Source organism: Chromobacterium sp. HL1 (assembly GCF_057418835.1).
This window is the reverse complement of the sequence record NZ_CP162399.1, coordinates 3,853,869-3,868,409: the sequence shown is the minus strand read 5'-3', so window position 1 is coordinate 3,868,409 and position 14,541 is coordinate 3,853,869. Positions and strand designations below refer to the sequence as shown.

Genomic DNA, 14,541 nt, shown 5'->3' with positions numbered 1-14,541 from the left:
AAGCAAGAATCCCACAGCCGCCCAGCTCAGGCCGCGGCAAAAACAGCGATTCGTCGCGCCATTACAAGGGGACACATCATGTTGGCCATCATCGGCGGCAGCGGCTTGGCCCAGCTGCCCGTATTGGAAGTCACCCACCGTCAAGTTGTGCGCACCCCGTACGGCGATCCCTCCTGCGCGCTGACCTTCGGCCTATTGAACGGGCAGAACGTGGTGTTCATCGCGCGCCACGGCTACGGCCATTCGCTGGCGCCGCATGAAATCAATTACCGCGCCAATATCTGGGCGCTGCACGATCAAGGCGTCAAAGGCGTGATCGCCATCGGCACTGTGGGCGGCATCCGCCCCGACATGCCGCCGGGCCGCCTGGTGGTGCCGGACAACATCATCGACTACAGCTGGGGCCGCAAGCACACTTTCTTCGAGGGGCTGGACCGCCCGGTGGTGCACGCCGAATTCTCCTCGCCTTATGACGAGGCGTTGCGAGAGCGCCTGATCCGCGCGATGGCGGACAGCGGCCACAGCGGCGTGGTGGGCGGCGTTTACGCCTGCACTCAGGGGCCGCGTTTGGAAAGCGCCGCGGAAATATTGAAGTTGGAGCGGGATGGCGCCGATATAGTCGGCATGACCGGCATGCCGGAGGCGGCCTTGGCGCGGGAGATGAATCTGCCTTATGCGCATCTGTGCCTAGTCAGCAACTGGGCGGCCGGCAAGGGCGGCGCGGCGACGGTGGAGTTTAATCCGGAAACCGGCGCGCGCGGCGTCGAGGGCGTGATGGCGGCGTTGGCGGCGTTTTGTTGTTCGAAGTAGCTGAAGCGGCAGCGGTAGTCGAATAGTATTTTCGCTTGGAGCAAGGTGCGAGGGCTTGTGCTGGAGAGCGCCGCATTGCAAGGCGTGTGTTCCATTTTGCGAAAAGAATAAATAGGAGCAAATGTGAAAGCGGTGATACTTGCAGGCGGGCTGGGTACTCGAATATCGGAAGAATCCTATTTGAAGCCTAAGCCGATGATTGAAATTGGCGGCAAGCCTATTTTATGGCACATCATGAAGACTTATTCGCATTACGACGTGAATGAGTTTGTGATTTGCTGCGGCTACAAGGGCTACATTATCAAGGAGTATTTTGCGAATTACTTCTTGCATATGTCCGATGTCACTATTGATATGTCCAATAATGAGATCGAGGTGCATCAGCGCTATGTCGAGCCTTGGCGAGTGACGCTGGTCAATACCGGCGAGGATACTTTGACTGGCGGGCGGCTTAAGCGAGTCCGAGAGCATTTGAATAACAAGCCTTTTTGCTTTACCTACGGCGACGGGGTTGCCGATATCGATATTAGGGCTTTGATTGAGTTTCACCGTTCGCACGGCAAGGCGGCCACGGTTACCGCAATTCAGCCGCCTGGCCGTTATGGCGCGCTGAAAATCAAGGGTGAAACGGTGAGCGGGTTTCAAGAAAAGCCGGCCGGCGATGGGGCTTGGATTAACGGCGGTTTTTTCGTGTTGGAATCTCAGATCTTCGATTACATCGAGGATGATCAGACCAGTTGGGAGGCTGAGCCTCTGGTGCGCTTGGCCAAGGAGGGGCAGTTGATGTCCTATCGGCATAAAGGCTTCTGGCAGGCAATGGACACGCTGCGCGACAAGAACCAGTTGGAAAAACTGTGGGCGGACGGCAATCCTCCGTGGAAGGTGTGGTCGTGAGACTGTTTGGCGATCGCTACCTTGGCTGCAGGGTGCTATTGACCGGCCACACCGGTTTCAAGGGCAGCTGGCTGGCCGCCTGGCTGACGCGTTTGGGGGCCGATGTCACCTGTCTGGCTTTGGAACCGGACGGCTCGCCCAATCACTGGGATCTGCTGGAATGTCCGGTGCGGGACCTGCGCGGGGATATTCGCGACCCCGCAGCCGTGCGCGCCGCATTTGATCAGGCGCAGCCGGAGATGGTTTTTCATCTGGCGGCTCAGGCCTTGGTCAGACGTTCCTATCGCGACCCGTTGCAGAACTGGTCAAGCAATGTGATGGGAACGGCCCAGGTTCTAGAGGCGTGTCGTCAAACCCCTAGCGTGCGCGCCGTAGTGGTGGCGACTACCGATAAGGTCTACGCCAATCATGAGTGGTCTTGGGGATATCGAGAAGTGGATGCGCTGGGCGGCCATGACCCCTATAGCGCGTCCAAGGCCGCTTGCGAGCTGCTGGTGGACAGTTATCGGAAGTCTTTCTGGCAGAACGACGACGCGCCGCTGTTGGCAACGGTTCGCGCCGGCAACGTCATTGGCGGAGGAGATTGGTCCGAGGATCGCTTGATTCCTGATCTGGTGCGAGCCGTAACGCAAGGAAGGCCCTTGCACATCCGTTCGCCAGGCTCCACCCGCCCATGGCAGCACGTGCTGGAGTGCCTGTCCGGCTATCTGCTGCTTGGCCAGCGTTTGTTAGAAGGTGAGAGATCCTTGGCCGAGGCCTGGAATTTTGGCCCGCAGGCGGAGGCCAACCGCAGCGTGGCGGATGTATTGGCGAAGCTGCAGCGGTTTTGGCTGCAATTGGCTTGGCAAGCGGCGGTCGGTGAGCAGCCGCATGAGGCTGGCTTGTTGTACCTGGATTGTGCGAAATCCCGTAGTCGCTTGGGCTGGTTTCCAGTATTGAGCTTGGAGCAAGGCCTGGAGATGACGGCGGACTGGTATCGTCACCACCACGCCTCCGGGCAGATCATCACCTTCGATCAACTTGCGAGCTATATCGAGTCCGCTCGCGCGGCAAACGCGGTTTGGGTGTCCTGATGCGTATTCGACAAACCAACATAGACGGTGCCGCGCTTGCGGAGACTGCGCCTTATGCCGACCACCGCGGCGCGTTTTCCCGTTTGTTTTGCGAGCAGGAGCTGGCCGGCTTGCTGGGCGGCCGACGCATCGTTCAGATCAATCACTCGCGGACCCAGGCGCTTGGCGCGGTGCGCGGCATGCATTTTCAGCACTCGCCGCATGCTGAGATGAAAATGGTGCGCTGCATTCGCGGCCGGGTATGGGATGTGCTGGTGGATCTGCGCGCGGGCTCTCCCACTTTCCTGCATTGGCATGCGGAAGAGCTGAGCCCCGACACGGGACGCATGCTGATCATTCCCGAGGGCTGCGCGCATGGTTTCCAGGTGCTGGAACCGGACAGCGAGCTGTTGTATCTGCATACGGCGTTCTATCAGCCCGCCGCCGAAGGAGGCTTGCGTTACGATGAGCCGCGGGTGGGCGTCCGCTGGCCGCTGCCGGTCCGCGATCTTTCCACGCGGGACCAAAACCATCCCTTGTTGTCCTCTGATTTCACCGGGTTTGAACCATGAATTGCCGACATTGCGCAGGGCCGTTGCAGCACACCTTCCTTGATCTAGGCTTCGCGCCGCCGTCCAACGCCTATCTGAGCGAGGCGGAGCTGGGTGTGCCGGAAACTTATTTCCCGCTCAAGTTGAAAGTTTGCGGCAATTGCTGGTTGGTTCAGACCGAGGATTACGCGAAGGCGGACTTGCTCTTTTCCAAGGACTACGCGTATTTCTCCTCGACATCCAGCAGCTGGCTGGCTCACGCGGCGCGCTATGTCGACGAGATGCTTGGGCGCTTGGGACTGGGCGCGGACAGCTTTGTCGTCGAGGTTGCCGCCAACGACGGTTATCTGTTGAAGAATGTGCTGGCCGCCGGCATTCCTTGCCTGGGCATCGAACCGACCGCCAGCACCGCCGCGGCCGCGGAGCGCTTGGGCATTCCGGTGTTGCGCGAGTTCTTTGGAGAGGACTTGGGGCTGCGTCTGGCGCGGGAGGGACGACAAGCGGATTTGATCGTCGGCAATAATGTGTTTGCCCATATCCCGGACATCAACGATTTCAGCCGTGGCCTGAAAGCGGCGCTCAAGCCTGGGGGAACCATCACGCTGGAGTTTCCGCATCTGATGCGCCTGATCGAGCATGTCCAATTCGATACGGTCTACCACGAGCACTTTTCCTACCTGTCGCTGTATACCGTTTCCCGCATTTTGGTCGCCGCCGGCCTGCGGGTGTTCGATGTGGAAGAACTGCCGACCCATGGCGGCAGCCTGCGCGTGTTCGCCTGCCACGTTGACGACGAGAGAGCCGATGGTCCCGCCATCGCCGCCGTGTTGGCCGCGGAGGCCGCGGCCGGGCTGCGTCAACTGACGGTCTATGCGGCCTTCCAGCAGCGGGTGGACGAGGTGAAGGATGGCTTGCTGACTTTCCTGCTGGAACAAAAGCGGACAGGTAAGAAAGTGGCCGCCTACGGCGCTGCGGCCAAGGGCAATACTTTGCTCAACTACGCCGGGGTGAAGCCGGATCTGCTGCCTTTCGTCTGCGACGCCGCGCCATCGAAACAGGGCAAATATCTGCCGGGCAGCCATGTGCCTATTTTCGCGCCGGCAAGGATGGAGCAGGAAAAACCCGACATCGTGCTGATCCTGCCCTGGAATATCGCTGCCGAAGTCATGCAACAGCTTCACTATATCCGGGAGTGGGGCGGCCGCTTCGCCACCGCGGCTCCCGCGCTGGAGATTCGATGAAACCGCGTATCCATTACACCAAGCCGTCCATCACCGATCTGGAGGTCGAATACGCGACCGATGCCGCCCGCAACGGCTGGGGCGAGCACTGCTACGACTACATCGTCAAGTTCGAGGCCGCGTTCAAGAACCATCTGGGGGTGGGCTACGCGATTGCGACCTCCAGCTGCACCGGGGCCTTGCATATGGGGATGGCCGCGCTTGGCATCGGTCCCGGCGATGAAGTGATCCTGGCCGACACCAATTGGATTGCAACGGCTTCTCCCATCGTCCATCTCGGCGCCGAGCCGGTGTTCGTCGATATCCTGCCCGACTCCTGGTGCCTCGACCCGGCCCAAGTGGAGGCGGCCATCACGCCGCGGACCAAGGCCATCGTGGCCGTGCATCTGTACGGCAATGTCTGCGATATGGACGCTTTGCTGGCGATAGGGCAACGTCATGGGATTCCCGTCATCGAGGACGCCGCCGAGGCGATCGGCTCCGAGTATCGCGGCAAGCGGGCCGGTTCTATGGGGCGATTCGGCGCATTTTCCTTTCACGGCACCAAAACCTTGACCACCGGCGAAGGCGGCATGTTCGTCACCAATGACGCCGAGCTCTATCAGCGCGTGCTGACCCTCAGCAATCATGGCCGCGCCAGCGGTCAGAGCAAGCAGTTCTGGCCGGACTTGGTGGGCTTCAAATACAAGATGTCGAATATCCAAGCCGCGCTGGGCTGCGCTCAGATGGAGCGCATCGAGGAACTGATCCAGCGCAAGCGTGAGATATTCGACGCTTATCGCCAACGGTTGCAGCCGCTCTCCGGCGTGAGGATGAATCCGGAACCCGAGGGCGTCGTCAATGGCGCCTGGATGCCTACCGCGGTGTTTTCGCCTGAGACCGGGGTTACGCGCGAGGTGCTGCAGGCGGCGTTCGCTGAGGAAAACGCCGATGCGCGGGTGTTCTTTTGGCCTTTGTCGGGCTTGCCGATGTTTGACGCCAAGCCAGAAAACCGCAATGCCTGGGCCTTGCCGGCCTGCGCCATCAATTTGCCCAGCTTTCACGATATGACGCCGGATGACATCGAGCGCATTGCGGGCGTGGTGCGCGATGTGCTGCAAGGCCGCTGAGCGGATGGAGCATTCTGCGATGAGGGCGCTTAGCCTGATGGAAGCCATGACCGGCGCGTTCGCGGAGCATGGCGCGCGTCCGCTGTTCGAGTCGGAGCAAGGCGAGGTCGTCTCATATGGCGAGGTGCTGGCGCTGGCGCCGCCGTCGCTGGGGAGCGACTTGGCGCGGCGGCTGGTGTTCTGTCTTTGCGACAACGATATAGGCGGTTTGGCCGGTTATTTCCATCTGCTAAGCGTCAACGCGGTGCCTTTGATGCTGGCCGCCAATCTGCCCAGTCAGCAATTGCAGCCCTTGCTGGACGCGTATCGGCCCGCGTTCATCTGGCTGCCTGCCGCGAGGCGCGCGGAGTTTCCAGAGGCGACGGCTCTGTTTGCCTACCGCGATTACTGCCTGATTGCGCAAGAGGAGGCCGACTATCGCGTTCATGACGAGCTGGCCTTGCTGCTGAGCACCTCGGGCAGCACCGGCAGTCCCAAGTTTGTGCGCCTGTCGCAGCGCAATGTGTTGAGCAACGCCATGGCCATCGCTCAGTATTTGGAGCTGGGTGCCGACGAAGTGCCGATTACCACTTTGGCGCCCAGTTATACCTACGGACTGTCGATCCTGCACAGCCATGCCTTGGCGGGAAGCAAGATCGCGGTGAGCCGGAAAACGTTTCTCGAGCGTGGTTTTTGGGGCTTCCTGCAAGCCGTTCGCGCGAGCAGTTTCGGCGGCGTGCCCTACCATTACGAGATGCTGAGGAAGTTGCGCTTCACCGGCATGGAGCTGCCCAGCTTGCGCACGCTGACCCAGGCCGGAGGGCGAATGGCGCCGGAGCTCAGCCGCGAGTTCGCATTGCATTGCCAGAGCCGCGGCATACGGTTTTTCACCATGTATGGTCAGACCGAAGCCACGGCCAGGATGTCTTATCTGTCTGCGGACAAGGCGGCGCTCAAGGCGGGCAGCATAGGCGCGGCGGTGCCGGGCGGCGAGTTCTGGCTGGAGGATGAGCGCGGCGAGCGGCTCGACGGCGCGGAGGCGGAAGGGGAACTGGTGTATCAAGGCCCCAATGTCTCTATGGGCTATGCTTGCGGATTCGGCGATCTTGCCGCGGGCGACGAGCGCCAGGGGGTGCTGAGAACCGGAGACGTCGCGCGTAGGGACAGCGACGGCGATTACTACATTGTTGGGCGGTTGAAACGTTTTTTGAAGCTGTTCGGCCATCGAATCAATTTGCAGGAAGTGGAGCAGTATCTGCTTGACGCCGGCCATGTCGCCGCTTGCGCCGGCGTCGACGACAGGCTCGAAGTCTATGTGCCGCAGGGCGACGCGGCCCTGGCCAAGGAGATCAAGATCATGCTGGCGCGCTATCTGACGGTGACGCCGCAGTCGGTCAAGGTGATGACGGGAGGCGATTTGCCGCGCAATGCTTCGGGAAAGATCTTGTATTCGGAATTGACGCCGCAAGCTTGGGGAGCTCAGGCATGAGCGCGCCGGATTTCACGCCATGGCTGGAGTGGGGGCCGTATTCGTTGGATGCGGCGGCCAAAGCCGCCGCGCTCTCCGCCGCTTTGCGGGAACTGACGCAATGGCATGCCGGCCAGTGCCCGGAGTATGCGCGAATCCTGGCATTGCAGGGCGCGGAAGACGCGTCGGCCGTTGGTCTGGCGGGGGTTCCATACCTGCCTGTCCGCTTGTTCAAGGAGTTTGATCTGCTCAGCGTGGAGCGCAGCCAGGTATTCAAGACCATGACTTCGTCGGGCACCTCTGGTCAGCAAGTGTCGCGCATTTATCTGGATAAGGAGACGGCGGCCTGGCAAACCAAGATCCTGACTCGGCTGATGGGAACGGTGCTGGGCAAGAAGAGATTGCCGATGCTGGTGATCGATTCGCCAAGCGTGCTGCGGGACCGGGCGGCGTTTTCCGCGCGGGGAGCCGGCATACTGGGCTTCTCCCTGTTCGGACAGGATGTGACGTACGCGCTGAATGAGAGAATGGAACTGGATCTGGGCCTGGTGCAGGCCTTTCTGGAGCGGCATGCGGGGAAGCCTATCTTCATCTTCGGTTTTACCTTCATGATCTGGCAGCATTTGGTGCTGCCGCTGCGGAAAATGAATCAACGCCTGGCTATCGCCGGCGGCATTGTGCTGCATGGCGGAGGCTGGAAAAAGTTGCAGGATCTGGCCGTGGGCAATGAGGATTTCCGCCGCGCGCTTCAGGAGTGCGCCGGCGTTGAGCAGGTGGTGAATTATTACGGCATGGTCGAGCAGACCGGCTCCATCTTTCTGGAGTGCGAGCAAGGCCATTTGCATGCCTCCATCTATTCCGATGTCCTGGTTCGCCGGCCCGGCGATTTCAGCCTTGCGGGCGTGGGAGAGGAGGGCTTGATCGAGGTCTTGTCGCTGGCGCCGCGCAGCTACCCCGGCCATGCGCTGTTGACCGAGGACCTGGGCGCCGTGCTGGGCGAGGACGATTGTCCTTGCGGTCGGCTGGGCAAGTATTTCAAAGTGTCCGGCCGCGTGGCGCGGGCCGAAGCGCGTGGTTGCAGCGATACCTATGCTTATGAAGCGCATGTCTGATATCCCCGTAGAGATTCTGGCCGGCGCCAGCCCGGAGCGGATCGCCTGCCGGCCGTTGCCGCCTTACTCGCCTAGCTCCATCGCGTTTTTGGCGGATCTTTCCAAGGCCTTGTTGTCGCGTCCGGAACTGCGGCGCTATCCCGATATCGCCGCGTTTGCCTTCTGGTGCCGCAAAGCCAATCTGAGGCGGCTGGCCGGGGCCTTTGGTAAGGCCGGGCATAGACTTGGCCGCGGCCTGGCCTTGCATATCGCGCCATCCAATGTGCCGGTCAATTTCGCTTTCTCGTTCGCCTTCGGATTGCTGGCGGGCAACGCCAATATCGTGCGCGTTCCCGGCGCGGCTCATCCGCAAGTGGCGGTGATCTGCGAGGAGATCGAGCGCCTGTTTTCCCTGCCGGAACACGCGGATATCGCGGCGATGAACGCCTTGATCCGTTACCCGCGCAACGACGATGTCACGGCGGCGCTGTCCCGCGCCTGCCATGCGCGCGTGCTGTGGGGCGGAGACGGCACCATTGCCCATTTGCGGGCGATGCCGACGCAAGCGCGTTGCGTGGATGTCGCTTTTGCCGACCGTTACTCGCTGTGCGTGATGGCGGCGGAGGCGGTGCTAACGGCTTCCGAGCCGCAACTGAGGGGGCTGGCCGAAGGGTTTTACAACGATGTGTTTTTCCTGGATCAGAACGCTTGCTCGTCGCCGCATCTGATTTTATGGCTGGGCGGCCAAGAGCAAGCGGAAGCGGCGATGCTTCGTTTCTGGCCGGCGATGCAGCGCTTGCTGGCGAGCAAGGGCGCGACGCCGGCGCTGCACGCTGTCGAGAAGTTCACGCATTTGTGCCGCACGGCCATTCATTTGGATGCGGCCGTTTCTTCGAGCCGGCACGCCAACGATATTTATCGCGTGCGTTTGGCGGAATTGCCTGAGGATATCGATATTCATCGAGGGAGCCATGGTTTCTTTTTTGAATATGTCTGCGCCGATCTGAATTGCCTGAAGCGGATAGTGGGCGAGCGTTATCAAACCCTGAGTTGTTTTGGCGTGGACAGGCAGCAATTGATCCAGTTTGTCGTGGCCGAAGGCCTGATTGGCATAGACCGGGTGGTTCCGGTGGGCAAAGCATTGGATATCGGCGTGATTTGGGACGGTTACGACTTGGTCGGCACGCTATCTAGAGTGATCAGCGACCGGTAAACTAAGGTTTTCAACTTTCGACGGATTAAGCGATGAGTCATCTTGAAAAATACGACCAGGCTTTCATGGAAACCTTCATGGTGGAGCAAAAGGATTTGGCTGCGCTGAAATATCAAGACATCGCGGCTTGGGACAGTGTGGGGCATATGGCCTTGATGGCGGCGCTGGAAGAGGCGTTCGACATCGAGATGGATATCGACGACATCATCGAGTTTTCCAGCTATGCGGCGGGCCAGGGGATTTTGGCCAAGTACAAGGTCGTCATCGAGCCGGCGGCATGAGCACGCTGAACGGACCGGCGGTCCTCGACATCAAGGACATCATCCAGTGTCAGCGCAACCGCTATCCTGTGCTGTTGATCGACAAGATTGTTGAGTTGCAGCCCGGAGAACGGGCGACCGGCGTCAAACGGTTTACTTACAACGAGTGGTTCTTTCCCGGCCATTTCGATGATGAGCCCAATGTGCCCGGTTTCGTTCAGATCGAAACCCTGGTTCAGACCTTCATCCTCACCTTCTTGTGCAAGGAGGAGTACAAGGGAATGAAGACCAACTTCGTCTCAATCAACAATATCCGGTTCAAACGCAAGATTGTGCCGGGCGACACCCTGCGCATCGAAGCCAGCCTGAAGTCCTTCAAGCGCGGCATCGCCATCGGCTCGGCCGAAAGCTTTGTGGATGACGAGCCGGCGTGCAGCGCCGAATTCGTGGTGGCGGTGCCGGATATTCTTGATCAGTTCAAACCCAAGGCGCCGAGGGAAGCATGATGATGCGGGTTGCGGACTACATCATGCAGCGGCTGGCGCAAGCCGGCGTGGAACATGTGTTCCAGGTGACTGGGCGCGGCTCCTTGTTTCTGAACGACGCTTTGGCCAAGCATGCGGCTTTGCAGCCGGTGTCCTTGCATCATGAGCAGTCCTGCGCGTTCGCCGCCCTGGCCTATGCGGAGCAAAGAGGGGGCTTGGGCGCTTGCCTGGTGTCTACCGGCTGCGCATCCACCAATACCTTGACCGGCGTGCTCTGCGCCTGGCAGGACGCGGTGCCGTGCATTTTCATCTCGGGCCAGAATACCCTGCGCGAGACCAGCCGCCATACCGGCATTCCCTTGCGCACCTACGGGCAGCAAGAGGCCGACATCGTGGCTCTGGTGAGCCCGATAAGCAAGTTCGCGCGCATGATCTCCACGCCGGAGGAAATCGTCCCGGCGATGGAAGAGGCGTTGCGGCAAGCCATGTCTGGCCGCAAAGGCCCGGTCTGGCTGGATATCCCGCTGGATCTGCAAAGCGCGTTGATCGATCCGGAACAGATCGAGCGTCCCGCTGCGTACCCGGTAGAAGCGCCGCGGCCGGCGCCGCAAGACGTGGCCGCGGTGCGCGCTCGCCTGCGCGACGCGAAACGACCGGTATTGCTGATTGGCAGCGGCGTGCGCGCCTCGGGCGCGGAGGATTTGCTCAAGATCCTGGTCGAGCGCTGCAATATTCCGCTGACCTATACCAGCGCCGCGCCGGACTGCTATGGCGCGGCCCATGATTTGTCCATAGGCTCGGTTGGGTCCATGGGCTGCTCGCGCGCCGGCAATTTCGCGGTGCAGAACGCTGACTTCGTGCTGGTGCTGGGCTCGCGGCTGTCTTCGCTCACCACCGGTCCTGACTTCTGCAAATTCGCGCGCGGCGCGCATACCGTCGTCGTGGACATCGATCCAGTTGAACACAGCAAGGACGGCGTCCGCATCGACCAATTGGTGCAAGCCGACGTCCATGCCTTCCTCAGCGCGCTGTTGAGCGAGAATACGCCGACGGCTCCGGCGCCATGGGCCGACAAGTGTCGGTATTGGAAAGCGCTGTTCGGCGCGGTAGAACCTGCGTTCGCCTCCGACGCCGCCGTCGATCTTTATCAGTTGGCCGAGTCCCTGGGACGGCTGCTGCCCGCGCCGGCCACGTTGGTGACGGACTCGGGTCTGGCCGAAGTGATTCTGCCGACCAATATGCGCTTTTCCTCCGGAATCAACTGTGTCCATCCGGTTTCCCAAGGCTCGATGGGTTTTGCCTTGCCCGCGGCCATAGGAGCATGGCATGGCCGCGCGCAGCCAGTGGTCGCCGTTATCGGCGACGGTTCCATCATGATGAATCTGCAGGAGCTGGAGAGCATCCGCTATCAGCGCTTGCCGATCAAGGTGGTGGTCATCAACAACAATGTCTACTCCATCATCCGGCGGCGGCAGCGGGATCTGTTCCGCAAGCGGACCATAGGCACGGATCCGGACAACGGCGTCAGTTGTCCCGACTTCGCCCAATTGGCCCAGTGTTTCGGTTTCCACTACCAGAGGATTGAGCGTACCTCCGAACTGGATGCCGGTTTGACCGCCATGCTGGCCCACGACGGGCCGGTGCTGTGCGAAATCATGGGGCGAGTCGATCAGGGTTATATCGAGTTGGGCCATGCCCGCAGCGAGGCGGACCGCCGGTTTGTGCGTCGTCCGCTGGAAGATCAGCAGCCTTTTCTTGAACGCGAATTGTTCTTGCGAGAAATGATAGTCGAGCCCATCGACCAGTAAGCCGGAGACCTTGCATGTCAGTGATTACCCTAGGCAATGGACGCCAAGTCGGGGATTATCTAAAGCCCTATGTGGTGGCCGAACTCAATACCAGTCATTTCGGCGATCTGGGCATTGCGCGCGCGATGATAGACGAGGCCAAGGCCGCCGGTTGCGATTGCGTGAAGTTTCAGTCCTGGAGCGCGGAGACGCTTTATTGCGACAGCTATTACCAGGCCAACGCCATCGCCAAGCGCATCGTCAAGAAATTCGCTCTGGACGGCGCCCAGCTCAAGGAGCTGGCCGAATACGCCGCCGCGCAGGGTATCGATTTCGCTTCTACGCCTTACTCCATCCAGGAAGCTGAATTTCTGCTGTCGGAGTGCAAGGCGCCCTTCATCAAGATCGCCTCGATGGAGCTCAACAATCTACCCTATCTAGAGCAGCTGGGACGCCTGGGCGCGCCGCTGGTGCTATCCACTGGCATGGGGTCGTTCGAGGAAATCCGCGAGGCTGTGCGCGCGATCGAGGCCAGCGGGAACCGTCAGCTGATCATATTGCACTGCACTTCGATCTACCCGTCTCCTCCCCAACTGATCCGTCTGCAGAACATCGCCGGCTTGCGCAGCGAGTTTCCCGCCTTCCCCATCGGCTATTCCGATCACAGCCAGGGCATTGAGATACCCGCCGCCGCGGTGGCGCTGGGGGCCTGCCTGATCGAGAAGCACTTCACTTTGGATAGCTCGCGCATCGGCATGGACAATCAGATGGCGACGGAGCCCGAAGAGATGCGGGCGATGATACGCGCCTGTCACCGGGTGCAGGAGGCCATGGGCGGCGCGGGGCGCGTGCTGAGCGATGAAGAGCGGGCGCAAGCATTGAAAATGCGCCGCAGCATCGTCACCCGACGCGCTTTGCCCGCCGGCCATGTATTGACCGAGGCCGATTTAGACGCCAAGCGCCCCGGCGACGGCATTGCGCCATCGCAGTTGGCGGTGGTGCTTGGGCGAACGCTCAAACAGGATCTGGGCGCTGAGACGGTGCTGACGTGGGCGTTGCTGGCGGACCATGAGCCGGCCTCTACTTAAGGTGAAAATGGGACATTGAACGTGATGACGCTTAATGCCATCCAGCCCCGCCTGGACGATGTGATCGCAGGCCGGCAGACGCTGGAGCTCGACATCCTGGACGATGAGGGCCAGGCTTGCGGCGTGTTGCGGCCGCTGACGCGGGCCGACCTCGACGACGACGACATCATCCGCAAGCTCACCGAATGGCGGAATCAGAATATGGCGAATTTTCTCAGCCATTTTGTCGCGACGCCTGAGCGAACCCGGCGCTGGATGAGCGAGGTGCTGTTCAAAACGCCGGGGCAGCTGCTGTTCCTGGTATGTGCGGATGGCCAGGTGGTTGGGCATTTCGGCTTCAAGGACCTGAGCCGGGACGAGGTTCTGCTCGACAATGCGATGCGAGGCGAGCGCCTGGGGCATCCTAAACTATTCGTCTACGCCGGAAGGCGGTTGGTTGCCTGGTTATTGCGAGAGGCCGCGGTGCGGCGCGTCCATGCCTATGTAATGACGGAGAACGTGGCCTCGGTGATGATGAACAAGCAGATAGGTTTCACCGGCTGGCTGCGTCATCCCCTGATCAAACGCGTCAAAAACGGAGAAACGCGCTGGGAGATGGGCGCGTCAGACGAATCCAGCCCGGATGAGCGCTATTGTTTCCGGCTTGTGATCGAACAGCCCGAGTGATGATTTCCTCCGACGCCGGGGCTGCTTCGCAGGCCCGCCGCCGGATTCCATGCTAAGGAAGCACCCAATGGACGAGATTCAAAAGTTTGCCCGGGAAGTCGAGCAGAATATTCAAGGCCTGGCGGGAGACCAAGCGCTCCAGCAACTGTCGCGCACCTGGACCCGCGACGTGGCCCGGCATAAGTGGTCCTATAATTTCGCCTGGATGGGACGGCCGGCGATCCAGTTTCCCAACGACGCCTGGGCGATGCAGGAATTGATTTGGCAGGTGAAGCCGGATCTCATCATCGAGGCTGGCATCGCTCATGGCGGCTCCCTGGTGTATTACGCGTCCTTGCTGGCCATGCTGGATATGAGCGAGGCGGTGGAAAGCGGGGCGGCGTGCGATCCCAAAAGCACCCGGCGCAAGGTCCTGGGTCTGGACATCGACATCCGCTCGCACAACCGCGCGGCGATTGAGAGCCATCCGATGGCCAACTGGATTCAGATGATAGAGGGTTCCAGCGTGGCGCCCGAGACGGTAGCCAAGGTCAGGGACATCGCCAAAGGACATCGGCGCATCTTGGTGAGCCTGGACTCCAACCATACTCATGAGCATGTGCTGGCCGAGCTGAAGGCGTATGCGCCCCTGGTGACGGCGGGCAGCTACTGCGTGGTTTTCGACACCATTGTTGACGATATGCCGGCGGAACTATCGACGGATCGGCCCTGGGGGCCGGGCAACAATCCCAAAACCGCGGTGCGCGAATACCTGGCCGACCATCCCGAATTCGAGATCGACGCCGATATTCACCATAAATTGCTGATCACCGTTGCGCCGGACGGTTATCTGAAGCGTATCGCCTGA

Annotated in this window: 15 protein-coding genes; all 15 read left to right on the top strand. The window is 60.7% G+C overall.

Going from position 1 to position 14,541, the window contains the following annotated elements:
- Positions 1–78: 78 nt before the first annotated feature.
- The 15 genes from AB1Z25_RS17640 to AB1Z25_RS17570 all read left to right on the top strand — a co-directional run bounded on the left by AB1Z25_RS17640 (position 79) and on the right by AB1Z25_RS17570 (position 14,541).
- Positions 79–810: an S-methyl-5'-thioinosine phosphorylase gene (locus tag AB1Z25_RS17640; RefSeq protein ID WP_235086875.1), complete on the top strand. Its 732-nt coding sequence runs from the start codon at positions 79–81 to the stop codon at positions 808–810.
- 123 nt (positions 811–933) lie between these two features.
- On the top strand, positions 934–1,704 hold the full coding sequence (gene rfbF / locus AB1Z25_RS17635) for a glucose-1-phosphate cytidylyltransferase (protein WP_235086877.1): 771 nt from the start codon (positions 934–936) through the stop codon (positions 1,702–1,704).
- Positions 1,686–2,777 (top strand): CDP-glucose 4,6-dehydratase, encoded by a 1,092-nt coding sequence (gene rfbG, locus AB1Z25_RS17630; RefSeq protein ID WP_486635792.1) that lies wholly within the window; start codon positions 1,686–1,688, stop codon positions 2,775–2,777. The genes rfbF and rfbG overlap by 19 nt, the downstream gene beginning before the upstream one ends.
- Entirely contained in the window at positions 2,765–3,328 is a 564-nt protein-coding gene (locus AB1Z25_RS17625) for a dTDP-4-dehydrorhamnose 3,5-epimerase family protein (RefSeq protein ID WP_486635791.1), read from the top strand. The genes rfbG and AB1Z25_RS17625 overlap by 13 nt, the downstream gene beginning before the upstream one ends.
- Positions 3,325–4,548, top strand: coding sequence for a methyltransferase domain-containing protein (locus tag AB1Z25_RS17620; protein ID WP_486635790.1), 1,224 nt, complete (start codon positions 3,325–3,327; stop codon positions 4,546–4,548). The genes AB1Z25_RS17625 and AB1Z25_RS17620 overlap by 4 nt, the downstream gene beginning before the upstream one ends.
- Entirely contained in the window at positions 4,545–5,657 is a 1,113-nt protein-coding gene (locus AB1Z25_RS17615) for a DegT/DnrJ/EryC1/StrS family aminotransferase (protein WP_486635789.1), read from the top strand. Before AB1Z25_RS17620 ends, AB1Z25_RS17615 begins: the two co-directional genes overlap by 4 nt.
- A gap of 19 nt (positions 5,658–5,676) precedes the next feature.
- On the top strand, positions 5,677–7,125 hold the full coding sequence (locus AB1Z25_RS17610) for an AMP-binding protein (RefSeq protein WP_486635788.1): 1,449 nt from the start codon (positions 5,677–5,679) through the stop codon (positions 7,123–7,125).
- A gap of 44 nt (positions 7,126–7,169) precedes the next feature.
- Positions 7,170–8,216, top strand: coding sequence for a LuxE/PaaK family acyltransferase (locus tag AB1Z25_RS17605; RefSeq protein WP_486635787.1), 1,047 nt, complete (start codon positions 7,170–7,172; stop codon positions 8,214–8,216).
- Positions 8,209–9,408 carry an acyl-CoA reductase gene (locus AB1Z25_RS17600; RefSeq protein ID WP_486635786.1) on the top strand — a complete coding sequence of 400 codons (1,200 nt, stop codon included), beginning with the start codon at positions 8,209–8,211 and terminating at the stop codon, positions 9,406–9,408. Before AB1Z25_RS17605 ends, AB1Z25_RS17600 begins: the two co-directional genes overlap by 8 nt.
- 65 nt (positions 9,409–9,473) lie before the next feature.
- On the top strand, positions 9,474–9,689 hold the full coding sequence (locus AB1Z25_RS17595) for a hypothetical protein (RefSeq protein WP_486635785.1): 216 nt from the start codon (positions 9,474–9,476) through the stop codon (positions 9,687–9,689).
- Positions 9,686–10,174 carry a 3-hydroxyacyl-ACP dehydratase FabZ gene (fabZ, locus tag AB1Z25_RS17590; RefSeq protein ID WP_486635784.1) on the top strand — a complete coding sequence of 163 codons (489 nt, stop codon included), beginning with the start codon at positions 9,686–9,688 and terminating at the stop codon, positions 10,172–10,174. The genes AB1Z25_RS17595 and fabZ overlap by 4 nt, the downstream gene beginning before the upstream one ends.
- Complete coding sequence (locus AB1Z25_RS17585) at positions 10,171–11,961, top strand: thiamine pyrophosphate-binding protein (RefSeq protein ID WP_486635783.1); 1,791 nt, start codon at positions 10,171–10,173, stop codon at positions 11,959–11,961. The genes fabZ and AB1Z25_RS17585 overlap by 4 nt, the downstream gene beginning before the upstream one ends.
- Positions 11,962–11,975: 14 nt before the next feature.
- Positions 11,976–13,028 carry an N-acetylneuraminate synthase family protein gene (locus AB1Z25_RS17580; protein WP_235086909.1) on the top strand — a complete coding sequence of 351 codons (1,053 nt, stop codon included), beginning with the start codon at positions 11,976–11,978 and terminating at the stop codon, positions 13,026–13,028.
- 24 nt (positions 13,029–13,052) lie between these two features.
- Positions 13,053–13,694: a GNAT family N-acetyltransferase gene (locus tag AB1Z25_RS17575; RefSeq protein WP_235086912.1), complete on the top strand. Its 642-nt coding sequence runs from the start codon at positions 13,053–13,055 to the stop codon at positions 13,692–13,694.
- Positions 13,695–13,761: 67 nt separating this feature from the next.
- Positions 13,762–14,541 (top strand): cephalosporin hydroxylase family protein, encoded by a 780-nt coding sequence (locus tag AB1Z25_RS17570; protein WP_235086914.1) that lies wholly within the window; start codon positions 13,762–13,764, stop codon positions 14,539–14,541.

What these genes read in the sequence shown, in the direction of transcription:
- fabZ (WP_486635784.1), top strand. Translation starts at nt 9,686, where the DNA reads ATGAGCACGCTGAACGGACCGGCGGTCCTCGACATCAAGGACATCATC.
- AB1Z25_RS17640 (WP_235086875.1), top strand. Translation starts at nt 79, where the DNA reads ATGTTGGCCATCATCGGCGGCAGCGGCTTGGCCCAGCTGCCCGTATTG.
- AB1Z25_RS17570 (WP_235086914.1), top strand. Translation starts at nt 13,762, where the DNA reads ATGGACGAGATTCAAAAGTTTGCCCGGGAAGTCGAGCAGAATATTCAA.
- AB1Z25_RS17610 (WP_486635788.1), top strand. Translation starts at nt 5,677, where the DNA reads ATGAGGGCGCTTAGCCTGATGGAAGCCATGACCGGCGCGTTCGCGGAG.
- AB1Z25_RS17600 (WP_486635786.1), top strand. Translation starts at nt 8,209, where the DNA reads ATGTCTGATATCCCCGTAGAGATTCTGGCCGGCGCCAGCCCGGAGCGG.
- AB1Z25_RS17595 (WP_486635785.1), top strand. Translation starts at nt 9,474, where the DNA reads ATGGAAACCTTCATGGTGGAGCAAAAGGATTTGGCTGCGCTGAAATAT.
- AB1Z25_RS17580 (WP_235086909.1), top strand. Translation starts at nt 11,976, where the DNA reads ATGTCAGTGATTACCCTAGGCAATGGACGCCAAGTCGGGGATTATCTA.
- AB1Z25_RS17615 (WP_486635789.1), top strand. Translation starts at nt 4,545, where the DNA reads ATGAAACCGCGTATCCATTACACCAAGCCGTCCATCACCGATCTGGAG.
- AB1Z25_RS17620 (WP_486635790.1), top strand. Translation starts at nt 3,325, where the DNA reads ATGAATTGCCGACATTGCGCAGGGCCGTTGCAGCACACCTTCCTTGAT.
- AB1Z25_RS17575 (WP_235086912.1), top strand. Translation starts at nt 13,053, where the DNA reads ATGACGCTTAATGCCATCCAGCCCCGCCTGGACGATGTGATCGCAGGC.
- AB1Z25_RS17585 (WP_486635783.1), top strand. Translation starts at nt 10,171, where the DNA reads ATGATGATGCGGGTTGCGGACTACATCATGCAGCGGCTGGCGCAAGCC.